17 protein-coding genes, 1 other RNA gene and 1 pseudogene are annotated in these 24958 nt (G+C 73.5%); 16 read left to right on the top strand and 3 right to left on the bottom strand.

Features of this window, described 5'->3' with window-relative positions; genetic code table 11:
- Positions 1–7: 7 nt before the first annotated feature.
- Together ACFY1P_RS31545 and ACFY1P_RS31540 are read right to left on the bottom strand one after the other, a co-directional pair.
- A complete protein-coding gene (locus ACFY1P_RS31545; protein WP_390752557.1) occupies positions 8–1405 on the bottom strand; it encodes an ABC transporter substrate-binding protein in 1398 nt (465 codons plus the stop codon).
- 495 nt (positions 1406–1900) lie between these two features.
- Entirely contained in the window at positions 1901–5266 is a 3366-nt protein-coding gene (locus tag ACFY1P_RS31540) for an FtsK/SpoIIIE domain-containing protein (RefSeq protein ID WP_390752556.1), read from the bottom strand.
- Between the two features lie 596 nt (positions 5267–5862).
- On the opposite strand from ACFY1P_RS31540, the gene ACFY1P_RS31535 reads away from it, so the two are divergent.
- The 4 genes from ACFY1P_RS31535 to ACFY1P_RS31520 all read left to right on the top strand — a co-directional run bounded on the left by ACFY1P_RS31535 (position 5863) and on the right by ACFY1P_RS31520 (position 12232).
- Positions 5863–7614 carry a serine/threonine-protein kinase gene (locus tag ACFY1P_RS31535; RefSeq protein WP_390752555.1) on the top strand — a complete coding sequence of 584 codons (1752 nt, stop codon included), beginning with the start codon at positions 5863–5865 and terminating at the stop codon, positions 7612–7614.
- A gap of 197 nt (positions 7615–7811) precedes the next feature.
- A complete protein-coding gene (locus tag ACFY1P_RS31530) occupies positions 7812–9140 on the top strand; it encodes a serine/threonine-protein kinase (protein WP_390752554.1) in 1329 nt (442 codons plus the stop codon).
- Positions 9141–9802: 662 nt separating this feature from the next.
- On the top strand, positions 9803–10909 hold the full coding sequence (gene prfB / locus ACFY1P_RS31525; RefSeq protein ID WP_361531248.1) for a peptide chain release factor 2: 1107 nt from the start codon (positions 9803–9805) through the stop codon (positions 10907–10909).
- A gap of 222 nt (positions 10910–11131) precedes the next feature.
- Positions 11132–12232, top strand: coding sequence for a hypothetical protein (locus ACFY1P_RS31520; protein ID WP_390752553.1), 1101 nt, complete (start codon positions 11132–11134; stop codon positions 12230–12232).
- Positions 12233–12350: 118 nt separating this feature from the next.
- Here ACFY1P_RS31520 and ACFY1P_RS31515 read toward each other — a convergent pair whose 3' ends face one another.
- Positions 12351–12545: a hypothetical protein gene (locus tag ACFY1P_RS31515; protein WP_361531254.1), complete on the bottom strand. Its 195-nt coding sequence runs from the start codon at positions 12543–12545 to the stop codon at positions 12351–12353.
- Positions 12546–12823: 278 nt separating this feature from the next.
- Here ACFY1P_RS31515 and ftsE point away from each other — a divergent pair, with 278 nt between their 5' ends.
- From ftsE to ACFY1P_RS31455, 12 genes and pseudogenes are all read left to right on the top strand, one after another.
- Positions 12824–13513 carry a cell division ATP-binding protein FtsE gene (gene ftsE / locus ACFY1P_RS31510; protein WP_361531257.1) on the top strand — a complete coding sequence of 230 codons (690 nt, stop codon included), beginning with the start codon at positions 12824–12826 and terminating at the stop codon, positions 13511–13513.
- A 9-nt stretch (positions 13514–13522) separates the two neighbouring features.
- The gene (gene ftsX / locus ACFY1P_RS31505; protein ID WP_361531260.1) at positions 13523–14440 is read left to right on the top strand and encodes a permease-like cell division protein FtsX; all 918 of its coding nucleotides are present in this window, start codon (positions 13523–13525) and stop codon (positions 14438–14440) included.
- Between the two features lie 80 nt (positions 14441–14520).
- Positions 14521–15765 (top strand): S41 family peptidase, encoded by a 1245-nt coding sequence (locus ACFY1P_RS31500; RefSeq protein WP_361531263.1) that lies wholly within the window; start codon positions 14521–14523, stop codon positions 15763–15765.
- Positions 15766–15783: 18 nt separating this feature from the next.
- On the top strand, positions 15784–16299 hold the full coding sequence (gene smpB, locus ACFY1P_RS31495; RefSeq protein WP_361531266.1) for an SsrA-binding protein SmpB: 516 nt from the start codon (positions 15784–15786) through the stop codon (positions 16297–16299).
- Positions 16300–16404: 105 nt separating this feature from the next.
- Positions 16405–16775: a transfer-messenger RNA gene (gene ssrA, locus ACFY1P_RS31490) on the top strand.
- A 128-nt stretch (positions 16776–16903) separates the two neighbouring features.
- Positions 16904–18082: a hypothetical protein gene (locus ACFY1P_RS31485; RefSeq protein ID WP_390752552.1), complete on the top strand. Its 1179-nt coding sequence runs from the start codon at positions 16904–16906 to the stop codon at positions 18080–18082.
- A gap of 136 nt (positions 18083–18218) precedes the next feature.
- Positions 18219–18461 (top strand): annotated as a pseudogene (locus tag ACFY1P_RS31480) (LysR family transcriptional regulator); the annotation flags it as partial.
- 268 nt (positions 18462–18729) lie between these two features.
- Entirely contained in the window at positions 18730–19335 is a 606-nt protein-coding gene (locus ACFY1P_RS31475) for an ABATE domain-containing protein (RefSeq protein ID WP_361531271.1), read from the top strand.
- A gap of 171 nt (positions 19336–19506) precedes the next feature.
- Positions 19507–20064 carry a hypothetical protein gene (locus ACFY1P_RS31470; RefSeq protein ID WP_390752551.1) on the top strand — a complete coding sequence of 186 codons (558 nt, stop codon included), beginning with the start codon at positions 19507–19509 and terminating at the stop codon, positions 20062–20064.
- 92 nt (positions 20065–20156) lie between these two features.
- Positions 20157–20645, top strand: coding sequence for a sigma-70 family RNA polymerase sigma factor (locus ACFY1P_RS31465; protein WP_390752570.1), 489 nt, complete (start codon positions 20157–20159; stop codon positions 20643–20645).
- Positions 20642–21367, top strand: a complete 726-nt coding sequence (locus ACFY1P_RS31460) for a zf-HC2 domain-containing protein (protein WP_361531280.1) — start codon at positions 20642–20644, stop codon at positions 21365–21367. The genes ACFY1P_RS31465 and ACFY1P_RS31460 overlap by 4 nt, the downstream gene beginning before the upstream one ends.
- Positions 21368–21533: 166 nt before the next feature.
- Positions 21534–23936 carry a HelD family protein gene (locus ACFY1P_RS31455; RefSeq protein WP_390752550.1) on the top strand — a complete coding sequence of 801 codons (2403 nt, stop codon included), beginning with the start codon at positions 21534–21536 and terminating at the stop codon, positions 23934–23936.
- The last annotated feature ends 1022 nt before the right edge of the window (positions 23937–24958 follow it).

Genomic DNA, 24958 nt, shown 5'->3' with positions numbered 1-24958 from the left:
CGTCGGTTCAGTTCTTGAACGCCTTGGCCGCGTCGGACTCCAGCTTCGCCTGGGTGCCCGCCACGTCACCCGGGTTCTTCAGGAAGTCCTGGAGGTCCTTCCACTCGCCCTGGCCCGGCTTGGCGCCGAAAGAGGCGGGGGCCTGGTCGGACATGTCGAAACGGAAGTCGTCGCCCGCGGCGACGAGGGACCCCGCGATGCCCCGGAACACCTCGTCGGGGTACGCGGCGGGGTCGAGGTTCTTGTTCGCGGACAGGAAGCCGCCCTGGTGCGCCCAGATCGCGGCCGCGTCGGGCGAGGCGAGGAAGGTCAGCAGGGCCTGGGCGGCCTGGCCGTCCTTCAGGGCCACGCCGACGTCGCCGCCCGTCACCACCGGCGGCTTGGCGCCGACGGCCGGGAACGGGAAGACCTTGGCGTCCTTGCCGAGCTGCGCCTTGGCCCCGGCGATGTTCACAGCCGCGAAGTCGCCCTCGAAGACCATGGCGGCCTTCGCCTTGTCACCGCCGAGGAAGGTCTGGGTGACGGAGTCGGGGAACTGCGTGCCGATCGCCCCGTCGTTGCCGCCCGCCAGCAGCTCCTTCTTGCCCAGGAGCTGCCCGAGGGTGGTCAGCGCGTCCTTCACGGACGGGTCCGTCCACTTGATGGTGTGCTTGGTGAGCTGGTCGTACTTCTCCTGGCCCGCCTGGGAGAGATAGATGTTCTCGAACCAGTCGGTGAGCGTCCAGCCGTCCGCGCCCGCGACCGACACCGGGGAGACGCCGAAGTCGGCGATCACCTGCGCGGTGCGCAGGAAGTCGGCCCACGTCTTCGGCTCCTTCGCGCCCGCCGCTTCGAAGATCTTGGTGTTGTACCAGACCAGGGACTTGTCGGCCGCCTTGAAATAGACGCCGTACTGCTTACCGCCGTGCGAACCGAGCTCCTGCCAGCCCTTGGCGAAGTTCTTGTCCAGCTGCGCGGTGGCCTCGCTGCCGAGCGGCTTCAGCCAGCCCTTCTGGGCGAACTCGTTGAGCACGCCGGGCTGTTGGAGCATCGCCACGTCCGGCGGGTCGCCGCCCGCGACCTTCGAGCCGACGAAGGACGCCATGTCGTCACCGCTGGGCACGAACGACACCTCGGCGCCCGTGCGCCTGGAGAACTCGTCCAGCACCTTGGTGAAGTTCTTCTGCTCGTCGCCCGTCCAGACGGCGGTGACCTTGAGCTTCTGCCCATTGAGCTTCGGGAGTCGAACGGTCTGCGGCACCGGACCGGAGTCGCCGCTTCTGCTCGCCGACGGCTTGTCGTCGCCGCTCTTGTCACCACTCCCGCAGGCGGCGGCGGTCAGCCCCAGCGCCACCGTTGCGGCGAGTGCCAGTGCCGTGCGCGTCCCGCGCGCCGTACGAAGCGATGTGCGTGTGCTGCGCAGCATTGCCGCCCCTCCCGTACGAGCTCCCCGCGACAGGTCTACGCCGGGTCGGGGGTGGCCGCAATAGCGTGTCCTGTGTCAACAGGGTGATCGTGACAGGGATGTGATGAGACGTCATACGCCTGCGGCGCTTTGTTCCCCTGCCCCGCCCCTTCCCGGCTGCGTCTGATGTGCGGCTCCGCCGCGTGGGGGCTCTGCCCCAGACCCCGATGTGCGGGTACGTCGGCTGACGCGCAGCGCCTGCGGCGCTGGTCCTCAAACTCCCCCAGCTACCTCCCCCAGCTACCTCCCCCAGACTCCGTCCGGGGGGTGCCCCCAGAGGTGCCCCCAACGGGCTGAATTGCGCACCCACATCAGCCAAATCCAGCCCGTCCGGCGATTGAGGACACCGCGCGAAGCGCGGTCCGGGGTCTGGGGCGCAGCCCCAGTTTCGGGAAGGGGCGGGGTAGGGGAACAAAGCGCCGCAGGCGCCAGCAACCCGCACCCACCTCACCGCCCTCAAAGAAGCGGCGGCCCCGCCTCCACCCCAGCCGACTGCGCCGCCCGCTGAAGCGCACTGGCCAGCAATGCCAGATCCGTAGGACCGTTGCCCAGCTCACGCAGCGGACGCCGCGTCGGAGGGTCACCCATGCGCGCCCAGTCCAACGGCACGACCGTGGGCCGGAGCGTCGCCGTCCGGGGGATGCGGCCCGTGACCCGGCCCGCCTGGAACGGCGTCGTGGCGTCGTCGTCCGGGCGCATCAGCCGGCCGCGGCCCGGCGCCGGTTCGCCCGCGCCGCTGCCGTCGCCCGGCGAACCGTCGGCCGAGGGCGGCGCGATCTCCAGCGACGCTCGCAGCCCGGCCCGCTCGACGGCGGCCGTGTCGGCCGTACGGTCCGGGCGGCCGGACGCGGCCACGAGGTGCACCCCGAGCCGCTCGCCGTCCCGGGCGACGGCCTCCAGGGCGCGCACGACCGAACCCGCCGCGGGGCGGCCCGTGCTGCCCAGCGCCGGGGCGACCAGGGCGTCGAAGTCGTCGACGAGGACGACGAGCCGGGGCAGCGCCGTCTCGGCCGTGCGCGAGGGACCGTGCTTCTGCGTACGGAGCTTGAGGGTGCCGCTCGGGGCCGGGTCCAGGTCGCCGGTCGCGTCCGCGGGGCGCCGGGGCGCGACGACCTGCTGGGCGGCCGGTGCGGCCGGCGCGGCCGCCTGCGCGTGCCACGCGGCGAAGTCGAGCCGCCCCAGCAGCTCGGCGCGCCGCTTGAGCTCCGAGCTGAGCGCCTGCGCGAACTCCCGCATCCGCATGGGGTCGGCGGCCGCGAGATACGTCGACACGTGCGGCAGGTCCGTGCACAGCCGCAGGCCCTCGCCGCGCTCGGCGCCCGCGCCGTCGACCAGCACCAGCGAGAGCCGGTCGGGGCGGTCGGCGGCCGCGAGCGAGGCGGCGAGCGAGCGCAGCAGCTCGGTCTTGCCGCTGCCCGGCCCGCCCTCCACGAGCAGATGCGGACCGTCGGCCGCCAGGTCCACCGCGAGCGGGCCGTGCGGCCCGGCACCCAGCACGGCGACGGCGCGGCCGCCCGGCCGGGTGCCGCGGTCCGTGGCGGCCGCCCAACGGGCTGTCAGCGAGGCGGGCGTGGCCCGCGCGAGCCCCAGCTCGTCCAGCAGCCGGGCCGTGCGCGGCAGCGCCGCCACCACCCGGCACGCCTGCCCGTCCGCACCGCCCGCGTCCGCCATCCGCAGCGGCGCGAGCGCCCGCGCGAACCGCTCGGCCCACGCCGCCGACACGGCGTCGACGGCCGCCACCACGGCCGCGCCGACGGGCTTTTCGCCCTGGCCGCCGCACGCCGGCACGGCGCCCCCGGCCGCGACGTCCGCGCGCGCGTCCTGGTGCAGACCGTACGGATCCGGGCGACCGGAGGCGTACAGCGGCTCCACCGCGGTGCCGGGTACGGACCCCGGGCCGGACGCGCCCTCGTCGTAGGCGCCGTTCGCCGTCGGGGCCGGTGTTCGGTGGATGACCTGCACGACCGTGGCCACGTCGCCGCTCAGCAGGGCCACCACACCGCAGTGCGGGAACGCCGGTGACGCGGTCCGCGCAGTCGCCAGCGTGGCGGAGACGGGGGAGGCGGGCGTGGTGGCCGGGGCGTCGGCCAGACAGATGAGGTGGATGCCCGCGGCCCGGCCGCCCGTGGCCAGCCGCGAGACCGTCTCGCGGAGGTCGGCCGAGCCGGGGTCGCCGTCCACGATCAGGACCGTGTGCGCGCCCGTGTGGCGCTCGGCGGCCGCGGCGACGGCCGCCGGGGACGCCGCCGCCCAGTGCGGGCCCAGCGGGCCCTCGTCCAGCCTGCGCACGAGCTCGGTGACCCGGGCCACGGCCTGCTCGCGGTCGTACGCCACCAGCAGCCGGCAGTCCTGGCCGCGCGCCGGGCGCAGCTGCGGCAGCCAGCTCAGCCAGGACCACTCCGCGAGCCGCTCCTCCGCCGACCGCGAGCGGTCCGCGCTGATGAGGACGAACTCCAGGGCGGCCGGCGAGTGCAGCGCCGCGAGCTGCGCGAGGACGGACCGGGCCAGCCCCGACAGCCGCCCCCGGGGCCCGGCCAGGCCGAGCGAACCGGCCTGCCGCAGCCCCACCGTCACCGGCACCGAGGTGAGCGGCGCGCTGCCGTCGGAGGTGTGCCGGTCGGCGGTGCCGAGCCGGACGGTCAGCAGGTCCGGGTGGCCGGGGCCGCGCTCCCACAGGCGCGGGCCCGGCCCGAGGACGGTCAGCAGCACGCTCGCCGGGTCGGGCCAGCGCTCCCGCAGGAGCGCCGACTCCGCGCGGGCGCGCTCGGCGGCGTCCTCGGCGTCCCACTCGTCCGTGGTCAGGGGGCGGGCGACCGCGCCGCGCCCGCCGGTCAGCCGCCGGGCCCATGCGCCTATGCCGCGGTTGCGGCCGCCCGCGCGCCTGCGCGCGTCGTCCGGGCCGTCCTCGCCGGCCTCCGGGTCCGCGGCCGCGACCGCCGCGCCCAGCGGGACGCCGCGGCCGCCGTGGGTGACCGGGCTGTCGGACTGGCCGTCGAAGGGGTGGGTGGCCGCGCTGTCGGTGCCGAGGACCGCCGTGCCGACGGAGGTGGCGCCCGCTCTCGCGTCCGCCCGCGGCGGGCCGCCGGGCCCGCCCAGCCATGCCCCGGCCACCGGTGCCCCCACCGGCCCGTGAGGCGTCTCGACGACGCCCACCCGCAGGTGGCCCTCGCCGTCGGGGGCGGCCGGGAGCACGCTCGGGGAGGCGTCCCGCGCGCCGTGCAGGCTCAGCACGGACTCACCGGCGCGCAGCAGCGCTCCGGAGGGATAGACGACCGGCGCTTCCCCCACGGCCTCGCCGTCCAGGGTGGTGCCGTTGGTCGACCCAAGGTCCCGCAGGGTCACGGTGCCGTCGTCGGACAGGGTGACGGCGCAGTGCAGCCGGGAGACGTCCGGGTCGTCGAGGGGGACGTCGGCGGCGGTGGAGCGGCCGACGCTGACCTCGCCGCCGTGCAGCAGGTGCACGCCGCCCGCGTCCGGCCCCGAGACCACGTGCAGCCGGGCCGCGGCCTCGGGCGTGCCGGAGAGCGGCACGCCCGCGTGCCGCTCGGGGTCGGCGGGGGCGCTCAGGGAGAGGACGGCGCCGTCGATCAGGGGAGGCTCGCCGAGCGCGCAGCGCTGGGGGTCGAGCCGCTCGGCCCCGGCGTAGACGACGACGGCACCGCTGCCGAGGTCGGAGCCGGCCGCGGCGACGGCCGCCGCGAGGCCGCTGGTCACACTGGCGAGGGCGGTGCCCGTGGGGGCGGTCACCAGGACGTCACAGGCGCGTGTGGCGTGCGTGGTGTGGCCGCTGAGCGGCCCGAGGACGGTCAGCCTGATCTGCATCGCCGTCAACGGTCCCTTCCTGCCCCTGCCGCGGCGGGGACAGCGGGCGCATCCGCCGCTTCCCCCACCGTGCACGGGCGCGTCGGCACGTACAGGTCACCACGTCGCGCGGGGCCCTGCGCTCCCTCCCCACCGCATCCGTGCTGCGAGCATCCTCGCACCTGCCACCGACAACGCGCCCGGCGAGAGCCAATTCGTGATCTTGGACGATGTTCGGGCCGTGCGAAAAGTGCGGGTGATGACCAAGTAAGGGCCAGGCGAGCCGGGGAAGCGCTCACCAGGAGGTCATTTTTTGCCGCTTGATGACGCCCATTGGCAAGTTTTCCCACGGCCGTCGTCGTGTCGTTCCCCACGCCTCTTTCGGGTCACCTCACACCGCCCCGCCGCCCCACGGCAACCAACTGTCCGGAACGCGCGTCTTTACCCCAAGCCCCCCGGATTTCGGCAGGCCGGTGGTCCGTACGACGGCACTACAGTGGGCGAAGGGCCGCCACGGCACGCGACGACCGCGAGGCGTCACGGCGAACGGGAGCGGCCGTCAGCAGCGTGGATCACGACAGCGGATCACGGCAGATCACGACCAGGGAGCGCATGACGTGCGGCCGGTAGGCAGCAAGTACCTCCTCGAGGAGGTGCTCGGACGCGGGGCGACGGGCACCGTTTGGCGGGCCCGGCAGCGCGAGACGGCCGGTTCCGAGGCCGCCGTGGCCGGGCAGCCCGGCGAGACCGTCGCGATCAAGGTGCTCAAGGAAGAGCTGGCCAACGACGCGGACGTCGTCATGCGCTTCCTGCGCGAGCGCTCCGTCCTGCTGCGCCTCACGCACCCCAACATCGTCCGCACGCGCGACCTCGTCGTCGAGGGCGACCTCCTCGCCCTCGTGATGGACCTCGTCGACGGCCCGGACCTGCACCGCTATCTGCGCGACAACGGCCCCTTCACCCCGGTCGCCGCCGCCCTGCTCACCGCCCAGATCGCGGACGCCCTCGCCGCCAGCCACGCCGACGGCGTCGTCCACCGCGACCTCAAGCCGGCGAACGTCCTGCTCTCCGGGGCGGACGGGCAGCTGATGCACCCGATGCTCACCGACTTCGGCATCGCGCGCCTCGCGGACTCCCCGGGCCTCACCCGCACCCACGAGTTCGTCGGCACGCCCGCCTACGTCGCCCCCGAGTCCGCCGAGGGGCGCCCGCAGACCTCCGCCGTCGACGTCTACGGCGCGGGCATCCTGCTCTACGAGCTGGTCACCGGGCGCCCCCCGTTCGCCGGGGCCACCGCGCTCGAAGTCCTGCACCAGCACCTGAGCGCCGAGCCGCGCCGCCCCACGACCGTGCCCGAGCCGCTGTGGACGGTCATCGAGCGCTGCCTGCGCAAGCGGCCCGAGGAGCGGCCCAGCGCGGAGAACCTCGGCCGCGCCCTGCGCGTCGTCGCCGCGGGCGTCGGCGTGCACGCCTCCCCGGCCCAGGCCGAGGCCGCGCTCGGCGTCGCCGCCCTGCTCGCCCCCGACCCCGAGCCCGCCCTGGTGCCCGGCAGCGGCGACGGCTCGCCGCTCGGCGCCCCCTCGGGCGACGCCGATCCCACGCAGGTGCTGCCGTCGAACGCGGGCTCCTACGACCCGAACGCGGCCACCAGCCTGCTGCCGAACACCTCCGGCGGCGCGCACGGTGCCGACCCCACCCAGGTCATGCCCGCCGGTTCCGGCCCCAACGGCGGCGCCGACCCGACCCGCGCCATGCCGCCCGTCCCGCCGCTGCCCCCCGAGGGCGGCGACGGCCCGCACCCCTGGCAGAGCCAGATGCGCGCCGCGCGGGACCGCAACGAGCAGACGCAGATGCGCTACCTCGACCCGAGCGAGGACCCGCTGCGCCGCCGCCCGCACCGGCAGGCGGCCCAGCCGCAGCAGCAGTACCAGCAGCCTCCCCAGCAGCAGTACGGGCAGCAGTACGCGCCCCCTCAGCAGCCGTACGCTCCCCAGCCGCAGCAGTACGCCCCGCAGCGGCCGCCCCAGCGGCAGCAGCAGCGCCCGCAGGCGCAGCCCCAGCCGCAGCACTACCAGGAGCCCCAGCCGCAGCGGTACGCCCCGGAGCCGCCGCCCGCGCGCCGCGAGCCGCGCCCGCCCCGGCAGCGCAGCGCGAACCCGATGCGCATCCCGGGCCTCGGCTGCCTCAAGGGCTGCCTGTTCATGATCGTGGTGCTGATCATCGGTTCCTGGCTGGTCTGGGAGTTCACGCCGCTCAAGGACTGGGTCGCCGACGGCAAGAGCTTCTGGGACGCCGCCTGGGGCTGGTTCGTCGACATCAAGGACTGGGTGTCGAGCCTGGCGTCGTCCTCGGGCGGCAGCGGCAACTGAGCGGCGGGCGCGGTACCACCGGAGTCGCGCCGACCGCACAGCCGTATCGACATATCGACACCCCAGGGGTGTTTTTAAGCCGCAGAAGTGACAGTTGGTGCGGGATCGGCGCCCCCAACACCCTCGCGGCCGCGTAGCTTGGTCGCCAGCGCTCCCTTGTCGGACGTCGGAGGACCCGGAAAGGAACCCGAACAGCCTTGGCACGGAAGATCGGCAGCCGGTACACCGCCCACCAGGTCCTGGGGCGCGGCAGTGCGGGCACGGTGTGGCTTGGCGAGGGCCCCGAGGGCCCGGTCGCCATCAAGCTCCTGCGCGAGGACCTCGCCTCCGACCAGGAACTCGTCGGCCGGTTCGTGCAGGAGCGCGCGGCCCTCCTCGGGCTCGACCACCCGAACGTGGTGGGGGTCCGCGACCTCGTCGTCGACGGCGCCGACCTCGCGCTCGTCATGGACCTCATCCGCGGCACGGATCTGCGCACCCGCCTCGACCGCGAGCGCCGGCTCGCCCCCGAGGCGGCCGTCGCCATCGTCGCCGACGTCGCCGACGGCCTCGCGGCCGCGCACGCGGCGGGCATCGTGCACCGCGACGTGAAGCCCGAGAACGTCCTGCTGGACATGCAGGGCGCGCTCGGCCCCGGCGGCGCCCACCCGGCGCTCCTCACCGACTTCGGCATCGCCCGGCTCGTGGACGCCCCGCGCCCGGCCGAGCCCACCATCCCGCGCCCCGCCGGGCCGGGCGTGCGCTCCCCGAGCCCCCGCAGCGTCATCGGCACCCCGGACTACCTCGCCCCCGAGATCATCGAGGGCCTGCCGCCGCGCGCCTCCGTCGACGTCTACGCCCTCGCCACCGTCCTCTACGAACTCCTCGCGGGCTTCACGCCCTTCGGCGGCGGGCACCCCGGCGCGGTGCTGCGCCGGCACGTGACCGAGACCGTGGCGCCGCTGCCGGGCATCCCCGACGAGCTGTGGCAGCTGATCGTCCAGTGCCTGGCCAAGGGACCGGCGTCCCGGCTGCGCGCCTCCGAGCTCGCCGTCCGGCTGCGCGAGCTGCTGCCCGGCCTCGCGGGCATGCCGCCGCTCGACATCGACGAGCCCGAGGACGAGCCCGAGACGGTCGCGGCCGGCCTCACCGAACGGGAGACGGCCTACGACGGCGGGCCCGCGCCCTCCGGCCTGGCCACCGGGCCCCGGCGGCGCGGCGTCGTCCCGCTGGTGCCGGGGGCTGTCGCCGACTCCAGCCGCGAGACCCACACGAGCATGCGGGTGCCCACGCCCGCGGAGCTCGCCGGGGGCGCGCACGGCACGGCACGGGCCCCCCGGGCGGCCGGCCAGCGTCGCGCGGGCTCCGCGCGCCACCGCTCCCCGGAGGAGACCCGGCGCCGCCGCATCAAGCTGGGCGCGGCCGCGGTCGCCCTGGCCGCGGCGGCGGGGGTGGGCGGCTGGTTCGCGGTCTCGTCCCACGAGGCGAAGGACGCGCCGCCGGGTGTCCACCACCCGGACTCGCCTCCGCCGGGGCCGCTGCCGTAGCGGGGTGCCTAGGCTTCGCCCTTTCCGGCTGAGTCTGATGTGCGGCTCCGCGTGGGGGGCTCCGCCCTGGCCCCCTGACTGCGGGTCGGTTGGCGCCTGCGGCGCTTTGTTCCCCTACCCCGCCCCTTCCCGGCTGCGTCTGATGTGCGGCTCCGCCGCGTGGGGGCCCCGCCCCAGACCCCGAGCTGCGGGCCTGTTGCCGCCTGCGGCCTGCGGCCGCGTCCTCAAACTCCCCCAGCTACCTCCCCCAGACTCCGTCCGGGGGTGCCCCCAGAAGTGCCCCCAACGGGCTGAAAAAGAAAAGAATGGCGCACCGCGCAACCCGCACTTGCCCTCCGGGGGGAGGGGGTGGGGTCGGAGGGTGGGGTTCTGGAACGCGGTGCGTGAATCAGGGCACCCAATACGTCTCACGGTGCCCGCACCGCGTTCCAGGTCCTCAGCCCGGAGGCCCCCCGGCCCCCGCCACATCCAGCCCGGCCGGCGCTTGAGGCCGCCCGCCGCAGGCGCAACGGACCCGCACATTCAGCCCGGCCGGAGGCTGAAGCCGCCCCCGCCGCTGGGGGCACCCCCGGACGGAGCCTGGGGGAGGCAGAGGACCCGCAGCCAGGAACCGGCGTACCCGTAGGACACCCGCAGCCCGGCGCAGCCGTTAGGCTGGGTGCGTGGCAGTCGTTGATGTATCCGAAGAGCTGAAGTCCCTCTCCTCGACCATGGGGTCGATCGAGGCCGTCCTGGACCTCGACAGGATGAGGGCTGACATCGCCGTGCTCGAGGAGCAGGCGGCCGCCCCCTCCCTGTGGGACGACCCGGAGGCGGCGCAGAAGATCACCAGCAAGCTGTCGCACCTCCAGGCGGAGCTCCGCAAGACGGAGAGCCTGCGCGGCCGCATCGACGACCTCGGGGTGCTCTTCGAGCTCGCCGAGGCCGAGGGCGACGCCGACGCGCTCGCCGAGGCGGAGACCGAGCTGGGCGACGTCCGCAAGGCGCTGGCCGAGATGGAGGTCCGTACGCTCCTCTCCGGCGAGTACGACTCCCGTGAGGCGCTGGTCAACATCCGCGCCGAGGCCGGTGGCGTCGACGCCTCCGACTTCGCCGAGCGCCTCCAGCGCATGTATCTCCGCTGGGCCGAGCGCCACGGCTACAAGACGGAGATCTACGAGACCTCGTACGCGGAAGAGGCCGGCATCAAGTCGACCACCTTCGCCGTCCAGGTCCCTTACGCCTACGGCACGCTCTCCGTCGAGCAGGGCACGCACCGCCTCGTCCGCATCTCGCCCTTCGACAACCAGGGCCGCCGCCAGACGTCCTTCGCGGGCGTCGAGGTGCTGCCGGTGGTCGAGACGACCGACCACGTCGAGATCGACGAGTCCGAGCTGCGCGTCGACGTCTACCGCTCCTCCGGCCCCGGCGGCCAGGGCGTCAACACCACCGACTCCGCGGTGCGGCTGACCCACATCCCGACCGGCATCGTCGTCTCCTGCCAGAACGAGCGCTCGCAGATCCAGAACAAGGCGACCGCGATGAACGTCCTCCAGGCCAAGCTCCTCGAGCGCCGCCGCCAGGAGGAGCAGGCCAAGATGGACGCGCTCAAGGGCGACAGCGGCGGCTCCTGGGGCAACCAGATGCGGTCGTACGTCCTGCACCCGTACCAGATGGTCAAGGATCTCCGCACCGAGTTCGAGGTCGGCAACCCCACCGCCGTCCTCGACGGCGACATCGACGGCTTCCTGGAGGCCGGCATCCGCTGGCGCAAGCAGCGGGAGAAGTAGCGGCAAGCAGCCGTATAGGCGGACATACCCGCTTGTAACCTTCTTGACGCTGCCTCAAAAACTGGTCAGGCTGGCGCGCGGCATGCGTATCACTGGGGTGCGCGTGGCGGGGGGCGAACGGCCCGGCCGGTCCGGCCGGTTGAGCCGCTCTCGACCCCGGATGCGCCACCGCCCCGTGCATAGCTGCTCCAATGACGATCAGCTACTGGGGGTAGCAGGTATATGACCAAGAAGACGCGGCTGCGCGTCGCGCGCATAGCCGCCGGCGCGGTTGTCGCCGCGGGTGCTTCGCTGACGGCGGCCGGTGCGGCCTCGGCCGCGGGCGTCCACGTCGCCGGAGTCGGTGCGACGACCGGTGTGCACACCAATGTCGCCGTGGACGGCGACCCCAACGAGATCCCGCAGCCGCCGGTGGGCGGTGACACGAGCGGTACGACGGCCGGTTCGACGGCCGGCTCCACCACGGGCTCCACGGCCGGTTCGACGACGGGTGCGACGACGGGTGGCCCGTCCTCGGGCGGTCAGACGGACGGCGGTCAGACGACCGGCACCACGACCGGTGGCCCGTCCTCGGGCGGCCAGACGGACGGTGGCCAGACGACCGGCACCACCACGGGTGGCCCGTCCTCGGGCGGCCAGGCCGATGGCGGCCAGACGACCGGCACCACGACCGGCGGCCCCTCCACGGGCGGTACCACCGACGGTGGCACGACGGACGGTGGCACCACCGACGGCGGCAAGACCACGGGCGGTCAGACCGACGGCGGGAAGACGACCGGCGGTCAGACCGACGGCGGCAAGACCACCGGTGGCCAGACGGACGGCGGCACGACCGACGGTGGCAAGACGACCGGCGGGCAGACCACGGGCGGTCAGACGGACGGTGGCAAGACCACCGGCGGTCAGACGACCGGTGGCCAGACCTCGGGCGGCCAGACCACTGGCGGCCAGGCCGATGGTGGCAAGACCTCCGGTGGGACCACCGGCGGCAGCACCACCGGCGGTGACCACAGCGGTTCCACCGGCGGCGACGGTTCCACCGGCGGTGACCACAACGCCGTGACCGGCGGTGCCACTGGCGGCGACCAGGGCGACAAGCCCGGCCGCACCTGCCCCGTGGACACCAACAGCAACTGCGGCACCAACACGGACACCGACAGCGCCGGTGCCAAGCCCGTGCAGCAGGCCAAGCCCAAGGAGCAGCTCGCCGAGACCGGCGCGGGCCAGACGACCTTCCTGGTCGTCGGCGCCGCGACGATGATCGCGGGCGGCATCGGCTTCCGGCTGCTGCCGCGCCTGATGACGCGCGCCACCGCGGCCTGACGGCCGGCCCGGCGAACGGCACGGAGAACGACGCCGAGAACGACCGAGGGCCCGGAGCGCGTGACAGTGCTCCGGGCCCTCGTACGTGTGCGGCGGGCGCCGCGGTGTGACCGGGTGACTACCCGGCGAAGCCGCGCGCCACGACGGCCACCGCTATCAGCGCCACGAGCAGCGCGATCAGCGTGGCCGGGGTCAGTCCGGCGAAGACGCCTTCCTGGTGCTGCAGCCGCTCCCTGCTGGCCCGGCACACCGGGCAGCGGCCTTCACTGACGGGGGCCGCGCAGTTGGCGCACACCAGTCGGTCGCATGTCATGCGATCTCCTCCTCCGGTACGTCCAACGCGCGGGGTGGCCGGGCGGTTCCCCTTACCACTGTGCCAGCTTCCACGCCGTTCGGCGCGGCCGGTCGGCCCCACCCGGGGGCGTGGACCCGATTGCCCCAGTTTTGTCCCCCACCGGGCCGGTGACAAACGCGCCAAGACCGGACGCCGACTGCGCGTGCACCGGTGGTTCGCGTATGGTCACGCACACCGACGGGAGCCGCGCGCGCGGTGTTCCGTGCCCCCTATCCAGGTCGACGCGTGGTGCACTCGTGATCCGATTCGACAACGTCTCCAAGTCCTACCCCAAGCAGAACCGGCCGGCGCTCCGCGATGTCTCGCTGGAGATCGAGAAGGGCGAGTTCGTCTTCCTCGTCGGCTCGTCCGGTTCCGGCAAATCCACCTTCCTGAGGCTGCTGCTGCGCGAGGAGCGCGCCACCACCGGCCAGGTCCACGTGCTGGGCAAGGACCTCGCCAGGCTGTCCAACTGGAAGGTGCCGCAGATGCGCCGCCAGCTGGGCACGGTCTTCCAGGACTTCCGCCTCCTCCCCAACAAGACGGTCAACGAGAACGTCGCCTTCGCCCTGGAGGTCATCGGCAAGCCGCGGGGTGAGATCCGCAAGGCCGTGCCCCAGGTCCTGGAGCTGGTGGGTCTCGGCGGCAAGGAGGACCGGATGCCCGGTGAGCTCTCCGGCGGTGAGCAGCAGCGCGTCGCGATCGCCCGCGCGTTCGTCAACCGGCCGCTGTTGCTGATCGCGGACGAGCCCACCGGCAACCTCGACCCGCAGACCTCCGTCGGCATCATGAAGCTGCTGGACCGGATCAACCGCACCGGGACGACGGTCATCATGGCCACGCACGACCAGCAGATCGTGGACCAGATGCGCAAGCGCGTCATCGAATTGGAACAGGGCCGTCTCGTGCGCGACCAGTCGCGTGGCGTCTACGGCTACCAGCACTGAAAGGACGCCATGCGCGCCCAGTTCGTCCTGTCGGAGATCGGCGTCGGTCTCCGCCGTAATCTCACGATGACCTTCGCGGTGATCGTCTCCGTCGCTCTGTCGCTCGCGCTCTTCGGCGGGTCTCTGCTCATGCGCGAGCAGGTCAGCACGATGAAGGGCTACTGGTACGACAAGGTCAACGTCTCGATCTTCCTCTGCAACAAGACCGACGCGGAGTCCTTCCCCTCCTGTGCCAAGGGGGCGGCGACGGAGGACCAGAAGAAGGAGATCCGCACCGACCTGGGGAAGATGAAGGATCTCGTCCAGAGCGTCCAGTTCGAGACGGCCGACGAGGCGTACAAGCACTACAAGGAGCAGTTCGGCAAGAGCTCCCCGATCGCGGGGTCGCTGACGCCGGACCAGATGCAGGAGTCCTTCCGCGTCAAGCTCAAGGACCCCTCGAAGTTCGAGGTCATCTCCAGTGCCTTCTCGCAGCGGCCCGGCGTCCAGACCGTGCAGGACCAGAAGACGCTGCTGTCCAACCTCTTCAACCTCCTGAACGGCATGAACTTCGCGGCGCTCGGCGTGATGTTCCTGATGCTGATCGTGGCGCTGATGCTGATCGTGAACACCGTGCGGGTGTCCGCGTTCAGCCGCCGCCGGGAGACCGGCATCATGCGGCTGGTCGGCGCTTCCAGCTTCTACATCCAGATCCCGTTCATCATGGAGGCGGCCTTCGCGGGCCTGCTCGGCGCGGGCTTCGCCTGCGTGCTGCTGGTCTGCGGCCAGTATTTCCTGGTGAACAACTGGCTGGTGCACCACATCGACGTCATCCAGTTCATCGGCTGGGACGCGGTGCTGGCCAAGCTGCCGCTGGTGCTCGCCATCGGGCTGCTGATGCCCGCGCTGGCGGCCTTCGCGGCGCTGCGGAAGTACCTCAAGGTCTGACAGAGGTCCAGCAGTTCGACCAGGGCGCCGTGCGGGACAACTCCCCGTACGGCGCCTTCTCGTGTCCTAGACTCACGCGCATGCCCGGCCCGTCGATGTTCCTGCCGCGGCGCCGCGCCCGGCGCGGTGCCGCACTGACACTGGTCTTCGCGGGTGTGCTGGCGACGGGCGCCGCGGCCGGTTCCTGGAGCGCGGACGCGCAGGGCGGCCGGAAATCGGCGGAGGCCCGCCTCGCGGCCCGTACGGCGGCACGGCCCGCCGCGGAGGCCGTCGACGCTGCCGGGCGGGGCCCGGTGGACCGCCGTGCCGTGGAGGCCGCCGCCGAACGGGCCGAGCAGGACGGCAAGTCCGGGGCCGAGGCCGCGGCCGAGGTGGTCGGCCGCAGCGGCGACCGCTGGAGCTCCGTCTACAGCGCCCGTGAGTACGAGGGCTTCGAGCGCGCCCTGGACGGCGCGTACGTGGGCGTCGGCCTCTCCGTCCGGAGCGCGGGCGAGGGCCGGACCGAGGTCGACGGCGTCCGGCCCGGCGGGCCCGCCGAGCGCGCGGGCATCCGCGCCGGGGACGAGCTGCGCACGGTCGACGGCGTGGCGACGGCGGGCCTTCCCGTCACCGAGGTGATCGCCCGGCTGCGCGGCGACAGCACGGGGGAGCAGGGGGCCGCGGGCACCCCCGTGACGATCGGTCTCCGGCGGGACGGGTGGCCGTGGCGGCGGACCCTCCTGCGCGAGCGGCTGGTCACCGAGAGCGTCTCCGTGGACCGGCTGCCGGACGGGCGGGCCGAGGGGCCCGCCACCACCCGGATCAAGGTCGACTCCTTCACCCGGGGGACGGGTGAGCGGATCCGCCGGGCGGCCCGCTCGGCCGCGCGCGGGGAGGGCATCCTGCTGGATCTGAGGGGCAACTCCGGCGGCCTGGTCGACGAGGCCGTGACCGCGGCCTCCGCCTTCCTCGACGGCGGCGTGGTGGCCACCTACGACGTACGGGGCGGCCGGCGCACCCTGGAGGCCCGGCCCGGCGGCGTCACCGGGGCGCCGCTGGTCGTGCTCGTCGACGGCGGCACGATGAGCGCCGGCGAGATGCTGGCCGGGGCCCTCCAGGACCGCGGCCGGGCGGTCGTCGTGGGCACCCCGACCTTCGGCAAGGGCTCGGTGCAGCTGCCCAGCCGGCTCGCGGACGGCTCGGTCGCGGAGCTCACCGTCGGCCACTACCGCACCCCCTCGGGCCGCTCCGTCGACGGCCGCGGCATCGCCCCCGACCTGGTCGTGCGGAGCGATGCCGAGCGGCGGGCCCGCACAGTATTGAGTGGCCTCAGGGGTGGGTCGTAGTGCGAGAATGACCGCGCTATGGCTAAAGAGAAGAAGGCTAAAGAGAAGCCGGACCGCAAGCTGGTCGCGCAGAACAAGAAGGCGCGCCACGATTACCACATTCTGGACACCTACGAGTGCGGCATGGTGCTGACCGGCACCGAGGTCAAGTCGCTCCGCCAGGGCCGGTCCTCGCTGGTGGACGGCTTTGTGCAGATCGACGGCGGCGAGGCGTGGCTGCACAACGTCCACATCCCCGAGTACGCCCAGGGCACGTGGACCAACCACAGCGCGCGCCGCAAGCGCAAGCTGCTGATGCACCGCGTCGAGATCGACAAGCTCGACTCCAAGTCGCAGGAGACGGGCCACACGATCGTGCCGCTCGCGCTGTACTTCAGGGGCGGCCGGGCCAAGGTCGAGATCGCCCTCGCCAAGGGCAAGAAGGAGTACGACAAGCGGCAGACGCTCCGCGAGAAGCAGGACACCCGCGAGTCGAACCGCGCGATCGCGGCCGCGCGCAGGCGTCAGCGGGAGACGCAGGCCAAGCGGGTCTGACCCCGGGGTCGCCCGTCAGCGGGAATACGCTGGCACCGTCGCGCGTTGGTCACGTACGATGGGCACCGCACACCCCACGGGGTGCGCACCTTGAAAAAACAACATGGGGATGATCGGTTTCGACAGCGGATGTCGAAGCAGGGGAAGCGAGCCGAGGAAGCGGCAATGATCTCGTAAACCATATGTCGCAACCAATAATCGCCAACACCAAGCGCGATTCCTTCGCCCTCGCTGCCTAAGTAGCGACTTTGCGAAGTGTCAGCCCGGGGCTGTTCCCGACCCGGATCCTGGCATCAGCTAGGGAACTAAACCTCTAGACCCGGTCACGGGGTCGAGAGGGAAATCAAACAGTGACTGAGCCCGTCGGAGACTTGTCCGCGTGATCTCCGGGGCTGAGAAAATCGCAGCGGACTGCGCTCGGAGAAGCCCTGATTCCGCACCGTTGGACGCGGGTTCGATTCCCGCCATCTCCACTCATCCCATGTGAGGCGAAGGCCCCACCGCTTCGGCGGTGGGGCCTTCGTCGTGCGTGCCGCCTGCCCGCGCGGCGCAACCCGGAGGCCGCCGCGCCCCTCTTCCTCAGTGGCGGACAAGGGGGTGCCCGGTGAAGTGGACGCATGCGGTGCTGGCCGTGGTGGGTGCCGCCGCGCTGTGGCCGGCCGTCGGCCCGGCCCAGGGCGCGGCGGCCGACGAGGGGCGCGGCGCGGTGCACCTGCTGCTCAACGGCGCCTTCGACAACCGCCCCGGCGGCCTCGTCGACATCGATGTCCAGGGCGTACGCGGCCGGGGCGAGGTCACCGTCTCCTCGCCCGTCTTCCCGCGCCGGATCACGCTCGCCCCCTATCAGCACCGCGCCCCGGCCCCCGAGCACGGCCACCACGCGCGGCCCGCCATCGCCATGAGCACGAAGCCCGGCAGCTATCCGCTCACCGTGCGCGCGGGCGGGCGGGTCGTCGCCCAGGACAGGGTGGAAGTCGGGCCGCCGCGCAGGCCGCGGTTCACGGTGACCTCGCCGGGCGAGGTGATGCGGCCGGGGGAGCGGCTGTGGATGACGTACGACGATCTGTTCCCGGGCGAGACCGGCACGGCCTTCGAGGTGCGCTCGCCCGCCTTCCCCGCGCCCGTGCGGCTCGCCCACGACCCCTCGGGCGCCGACTGGGACAACCCCCGGCTGTTCTCCGGCGGCCTCGACCTGCCGGCCTCGGTGAAGGACGGCACCTACAAGGTGACGCTCACCGGTCCCGGCGGCCGCGAGGTCGACCACAAGCCGCTGGTGGTCCGCGCGGCCCGGCCCGGTGACCGCGACTACGTGGGCCGCCCGCGCGGCCCCGCGTTCTTCGGCACCTCGCCCGCGTCGGGCCCCGAGCGGGCTCGTACGCACGGCCACACCGTCCCCGTCGGCGGGACCGTCAACGTGCTGTGGCGCGACGCCTCGCCCGACCCGGGCGAGGAGGGACGGCTGACCGCCACCTCACCGGCCTTCGAGCGTCCGGTGCCGCTCAAGCGCGACGAGAGCAAGGCGGGTGACGGCGACTCCCCCCGCTACTACGGCCCCGCGCACATCCGGCGCGGCCTGGGGGAGGGCAGCTATCCGGTGACGGTGGTCAGCCACCACGGGCGCGTACGGAAGATCGGGCAACTGGTCGTGACGGCGGCGGCCTCGCCCTCCGAGGTGTCCGGGTCGCCCCTGGTGACGGCGGTGGTGGGCGCGGGTCTCGCCGGGCTGCTGGGGCTGACCGGTGTGGCACTGGCCAAGTCGCGCACGGGACGCGGGCGGGCGTAGCCGCCCGAAGGGGCGCGGGCCCCGGCCCGTCCGGCGCTCGCGGGCGACCGGAGGGAACGCGTCCGTGGTCCGGGGCGCGGCCACCAGCACGCTGCCGCTGACCTTGAACAGAGGGGCGCGGTAAGAGGAGTTCGGCATGGGCCCCCACTCTCGCCGCCGTCTGCCGTGCGTGCCGCACGACATGGAGCCACGCCTCCTCCGCGCCTTCGCCGCCGTCGCCGAAGAGCCGCACTTCACCCGCGCCGCCGGCCGCCTTCACCTCGCCCGGTAAGCTCTCAGACGCGACATCCGGCGGCTCGAACAGCGCCTGAGCGCCGAGCTGTTCAGCCGCACGACCCGGCAACTCGCGCTCACCGTCGAGGGCGTGCGCCTGCTGCCAATGACGGCGAAGAACCCCGACAACCAGCCTGGCCGGCGTTTGAGGCCACGCTCGAAGAGCGTTCCGCCGCAGGCGAGAAGGAAACCCGCACTCGACAACGGCGAGTCCCCAAGCCGACCCGGCCGCGCCGCGCGGCTGACCGCGCCGCCACCCGGACGATCCGGGGGTTACAGGCGTACGCCCTACGGGGCACCCTGGAGGTGGCGGCACCGCGCACGGGCGGTCCCGGGACGCGGGAAGACGCGAACAGGGAAAAGGTGACAGGCGCATGGCGGCGACAGCCTCCTATGACCTGCGATTCGACGCCGGGCGGCTCTGCCTGGATCTGGTGGCCACGGTCGGCGGACGCTTCAGCGAGGAGCCCGTCGAGCGGCTCGGCACCCCCGAGCGGCTGCGGGACTGGCTGCTCGCCGCCGGTGCCGTGCCACCCGGCACCCCGCTCGGCGCGGTCGACGCCGGCTGGCTGGGCCGCTTCCACGCGGCCCGCGACCTGCTGCACCGCGTCGTCCACGCCGAGGTCGACGGCCGCGCCGCCGACCCCGACCTGGAGCGCGTCAACGCGCTGGCCGCCACCGCGCCGCCCGCCCTGCGGGCCGTACGGGCCGCCGACGGCACCCTCGTCCGCGCCGTCGCCGGCGCCCCCGACTGCGGGGCGCTCGTCGGGCAGATCTGCCGGGACGCGGTCGAGCTCCTCACCGACCCGGCCACCCGGGGGCAGCTGCGGCAGTGCGAGGGCGAGACCTGCTCGCTGGTCTATCTGGACACCTCGCGCGGCCGCCGCCGTCGCTGGTGCTCCAGCGAGGTCTGCGGCAACCGCGTGCGGGTGGCCAGGCACCGCCGCCGCCTCCTCGGGGCCGGCCCGCAGACCCCCTGAGAATTCCCCGCCGAAATACGGCATGCGCAATTGAACGCGAAGGCCCTTCCGTACGTACGCCGCATTCCTCCGGGAATTCCCGCGCGCGGCTGAGTGCCACGGTCGCCCCGTCCGTATTAAGAGGCGAAGGGGGCACCACGCCCCGGAATCGTCCCGGCAGGGGGAATCGTCATGAGGAAAATCGCGCGCGGCACACGCCTCGGTGTTCTCGCGGTGACCGGCGTGGCCGCCGCCGCGCTCACCGTGACCGCCTGCGGCTCCGGCGGCTCCTCCTCCTACGACAAGCCCGGCAAGAGCACGCCGTCGCAGAGTGAGCAGCAACAGCCGCGGCCCGCTCCGGCGTCCGCCGCTCTCGTACGGACGCAGGACCCCAGGCTCGGCGCGATCGTCACGGACGCAAAGGGCTTCACCCTCTACCGCTTCGACAAGGACACACCCAAGCCGTCCGTCTCCAACTGCTCCGGCAGTTGCGCCGCCACCTGGCCGCCCGCGGCGGCCGGCGGCCAGGTCACCCTCAAGGGCGTCGACAAGGCCCTCGTCTCCACCGTGACCCGCGCCGACGGCAGCAAGCAGCTGACCCTGGGCGGCTGGCCGCTCTACCGCTACGCGCCCGACACCAAGCCCGGCGACACCAAGGGCCAGGGCATCGCGGGCACCTGGTTCGCCAGCGACCCGCAGGGCAGGAAGGCGCAGGCGAACACCGGTGGCGGCGGGGGCTACGGCTACTGACCCGCGAACCGCCGTCGCGCCCTATCGACCGGGGGAAGGCCGTGCGCAAGGATGCCGTCGTGGCCGACAGGACCAGTCCCGACGAGGAATTGATGCGGGCGCTCTACGACGAGCACGCGGGCCCGCTCCTCGCCTTCGTGCTGCGGCTGGTGGCCGGGGACCGCCAGCGGGCGGAGGACGTCGTCCAGGAGACGCTGCTGCGTGCCTGGCGCAACGCCGACCGGCTGCGCGGCGCCCCCGGCTCCGTACGGCCCTGGCTGGTGACCGTCGCCCGGCGCATCGTCATCGACGCCCACCGCAGCCGCCAGGCCCGCCCCCGGGAGGTCGACCCGGCGCCGCTGGAGCAGATCCCCGCGGCCGACGAGATCGACCGGGCGCTGCGCCTGATGACCATCTCCGACGCGCTCGGCGATCTGACCGAGGCCCACCGAGAGGCATTGATCGAGACCTATTTCAAGGGACGTACGGTGAGCGAGGCGGCCGAGGTGCTGGGCGTACCGGCCGGGACCGTGCGGTCCCGGGTCTTCTACGCCCTGCGCTCCATGAGGCTCTCGCTCGAGGAACGGGGAGTGACGGCATGAACGAGCCGGCACAGCACATGGACGTGGGCGCCTACGCCCTCGGCGTCCTGGCCGAGGCCGACGCCGCGCGCTTCGAGGAGCACCTCGCCGACTGCCCCCGCTGCGCCGCCGAGCTCGACGGGGTGCTCGGGCTGGCCCCCCTCCTCGCCGACCTCAAGGCGTCCGCCCCGGACCCCGGCGTGCTCACCGCCCGCCCGCACCCCGCGCTCCTCGACGGCCTGCTCACCAGGGTCGCGGCCGTCCGCCACGCCCAGCGCACCCGCAGGCTGTGCCTGGGCGTGGCGGCCGCCGTCCTGATCGTCGCGGGCCCGCTGGCCGGTTCCGCCCTCACCTCGCAGAACGCGCCGAGCCCCGGCACCGTGAGCGCGGCCAAGCAGATCTACGAGGAGGGCGAGAAGATCGGCGCGGTCGACCCCACGACGAAGGTCGACGCCTCCGTCTCGCTCCAGCAGAAGCCCTGGGGCACGCGTGTCGCCCTCAGGCTCGCCAACGTCAAAGGCCCGCTGACCTGCGACCTCGTCGCGGTCGGCAGGGACGGCGAGCGGCAGACCGTCACCACCTGGGCCGTGCCCGGCGCGGGCTACGGCCTCCAGGACGCCGGGGACAAGTGGAGCAAGGAGCCGCTGTACACCCAGGGCGGCGCCGCGCTGAACCGGCAGGACATCGACCACTTCGAGGTCCGCACGCTGGACGGAAAGCTCCTGGACACCATCAAGGTGTGACCGGAGCCCGGCCGGAACCTCACCGGAACCCAGCCTGAACCCGTCTGGAACCCATCTGGAACCCATCTGAAAACTGACGAAAACCACCATGTCATGACAGGTGCGCTCAGCACCTCTGTTCGCGTACGGTTGACGGCTGCCCTAGGCACAGCAGAAGGGGGCTTGGGTGGCCGCGCAGAACGCCACGCACGCGCAGGTGGCGACAGGACCGGCGACGGAACCCGACGGGGTCCGCGACCGTGAGATCGGTACCGAACAACAGCATCTGGACCGGGTGTACCGGCGCCTGGAGGAGAAGATCCACGAGGCCGAGTTCCTCATGGACGACGCCGCCAAACGAGGCCAGGTCGGCACGCCGGGCGCGCTCGCCGAGCGGGACGCCCAGGTGTTCCGCGCCGGAGTGCACCTCAACCGGCTCAACAGCGAGTTCGAGGACTTCCTCTTCGGCCGCATCGACCTGCTCCTCGGCAAGGACGGGAAGAAGGGGCCCGACGGCGCCTACACCTCCGTCGAGCCCGCGGACGACGCCGTGCGCGACGACCGGGCGGAGATCGCCGAGACGCTCCACATCGGCCGCATCGGCGTCCTCGACGCCGACTACTCCCCGCTCGTCATCGACTGGCGGGCGCCCGCCGCCGCGCCGTTCTACCGCGCGACGCCCGTGGCGCCCGGCCGCGTCGTGCGCCGCCGGGTCATCCGCTCCAAGGGCCGCAAGGTCCTCGGCGTCGAGGACGACCTGCTGCGCCCCGAGCTGACGGCCACCCTGGACGGCGCCGCGCTGCCGGTCGTCGGCGACGGTGCCCTGATGGCCGCGCTCGGCCAGGCCCGCAGCCACACGATGCGCGACATCGTCGCCTCCATCCAGGCCGAGCAGGACATGGTCATCCGCGCGCCCGCCGCCTCGGTCACCGAGGTCGAGGGCGGGCCCGGCACCGGCAAGACCGCCGTCGCCCTGCACCGCGCCGCCTACCTCCTCTACCAGGACCGCAGGCGCTACGCGGGCGGCATCCTCGTCGTCTCGCCGACGCCGCTGCTCGTCGCCTACACCGAGGGCGTGCTGCCCTCGCTCGGCGAGGAGGGCCAGGTCGCGATCCGCGCCGTGGGCTCCCTGGTCGACGGCGCCGAGGCCGATACGTACGACGAGCCCGCCGTCGCCCGGATCAAGGGCTCCTCCCGCATGCTCAAGGTGCTGCGCAAGGCGGTGCGGGGCGCACTCGAGCCGGCGCCTGCCGCCGGGCGGCGGGGCGGCCCGGCGGACGAGGGCCAACTCTCCTTCGGGGAACCGGCGGAGGCCGCCGCCCCCGCCACCCCCGACCGGCTGCGCGTCGTGGCCTTCGGCGCCCGGCTGGAGATCGGGCCCGACGAGCTCAAGCGCATCCGCAACACCGCCCTCGGCGGCACCGCGCCCGTCAACCTGCTGCGCCCGCGCGCCCGCAGGCTGATCCTCGACTCCCTGTGGTCGAAGGCGGGCGGCCCCAAGCGCTACACCGACCCCGAGCTCGCGGCGGAGGCCCGGCAGGCCTTCGACGAGGACGTCTCCACCGAGGACGACTTCCTCAGCTTCCTCGCCGCCTGGTGGCCCGAGCTCACCCCGCGCGGGGTGCTCGCCGCGATGGCGGACGAGCGGCGGCTGTCCCGCTGGGCGCGCCGCGAGCTCAACCCGCGCGAGGTCCGCCTGCTGGCCCGCTCGCTCAAGCGGCTGGACGACCGGGGGCAAGGCCCGCTCTCGGTCCACGACGTGGCCCTGCTCGACGAGTTGGAGACGCTGCTCGGCGTCCCCGCCCGCCCGAGGAAGCCGCGCGACCTCGACCCGCTCGACCAGCTCACCGGCCTGGAGGAGCTCATGCCGACGCGCTCCGAGAGCCGCCGCGAGCGCGCGGAGCGGCTCGCCGAGGAGCGCCGCGACTACGCCCACGTGATCGTCGACGAGGCCCAGGACCTCACGCCCATGCAGTGGCGGATGGTGGGCCGCAGGGGCCGCACCGCGACCTGGACGGTCGTCGGCGACCCGGCGCAGTCCTCCTGGTCCGACCCGGACGAGGCGGCCGCCGCCAGGGACGAGGCGCTCGGTACCCGCCCCCGCCGCCGCTTCGAACTCACCGTCAACTACCGCAACCCCGCCGAGATCGCCGAACTTGCCGCCAAGGTCCTGGCCCTGGCCATGCCCGGCATGCGCTCCCCGGCGGCCGTGCGGTCGACGGGCGTCGTCCCCCGCTTCGCCGTCGCCGACGGCGACCTGGCCGCAGCCGTACGCGCCGAGGTCCGCCACCTCCTCGACGACGTCGACGGCACGGTCGGCGTCGTCGTCCCGATGGCCCGCCGCGCGGAGGCCCGAGCCTGGCTGACCGCCCTCGGCGACCGCGTGGTCGTCCTGGGCAGCCTGGAGGCGAAGGGCCTGGAGTACGACGCGACGGTGGTCGTCACCCCCGCCGAGATCGCGGACGAGTCCCCGGCGGGGCTGCGCGTGCTGTACGTGGCGCTGACGCGGGCTACGCAGCGGCTGACGGTGCTTTCGGGGGAGCGGGATGATGTGGATGGGGCGGGGGTGCCGGATTTGTTGCGGGATTGAGGTGGGGTTCGCCGTTGTCGGGTGCGGCTCGGTTCGCGCCTGCGGCGGGACGCCCTTCGGGCGTGGCCTCAATCGCCGGCCGGGCTTTGGTTGTGGGTGCCGGGGGTGGGGCCTCCGGGCTGGGAACCTGGAACGCGGTGCGGGAACCGTAAGACGTATTGGGTGCCCTGAAGTCGCACCGCGTTCCAGAACCCCACCCTCCGACCCCACCCCCTCCCGCCGGAGGGCAAGTGCGGGTTGTGGGGCGCGCCATACTTCTTTCCGCCCGTCCGGGGTGCTCATTACAGCCCGGGTGCGCCGTTCTCTTCTTTCAGCCCGTCCGGCGTTTGAGGACGCGCCCGAAGGGCGCTCTCCGCCGCTGGGGGCACCTCCCAGCGGTAGCTGGGGGAGGCAACGGAGCCGCACATCGGAGTCTGGGGCAGAGCCCCAGTTTCGGGAAGGGGCGGGGTGGGGGAACAAAGCGCCGCAGGCGCCAACCGGCCCGCGGCCAGGGGGCTGGGGCAGTGCCCCCACGCGGCGGAGCCGCACATCAGACGCAGCCGGGAAGGGGCGGGGTTGGGGAACAAGCCCGCCGCAGGCGCTCGCACACCGCACAGCCCAGACGTTCGCCCGTGACTTCCGGGAAGCATTTGTTAGCCTGGAACACGGCACCGGCTCGATCCAAGCCCCCGGGCCCAACCTTAGTCGCTTCGAGCGACCACTTGCCGCGAGGCGAGCATGGCGGGTCGGTGCCGCCAGAGCGTTCACGACGGGCGCCCCTCACCACGAGGGGCGCCCGTCCGCGTTGGGCGCGCCTCTCGTATGTTGGAAGCGCGATTCCGCGATCCGGGGCCGGTTACCGCGTACCGACCAGTAGGTGGGACGATCGACCCCCGCGCCCCCGGGCGCGTACCAAGCGAAAAACAGGGAAAGCAGAGGAAAGCGGCCATGGCAACGGCGCCAAGCGTCTCGTACTCGATGACGGTCCGGCTGGAGGTCCCCGCGAGCGGGACCGCGGTCAGCCAGCTGACCACGGCCGTGGA

Origin of the sequence: Streptomyces sp. NPDC001407 (assembly GCF_042895325.1) — a bacterium.
Lineage (GTDB): Bacteria > Actinomycetota > Actinomycetes > Streptomycetales > Streptomycetaceae > Streptomyces.
Note: the sequence above shows the minus strand (reverse complement) of the source record. Positions and strands in the feature narration are given on the sequence as shown.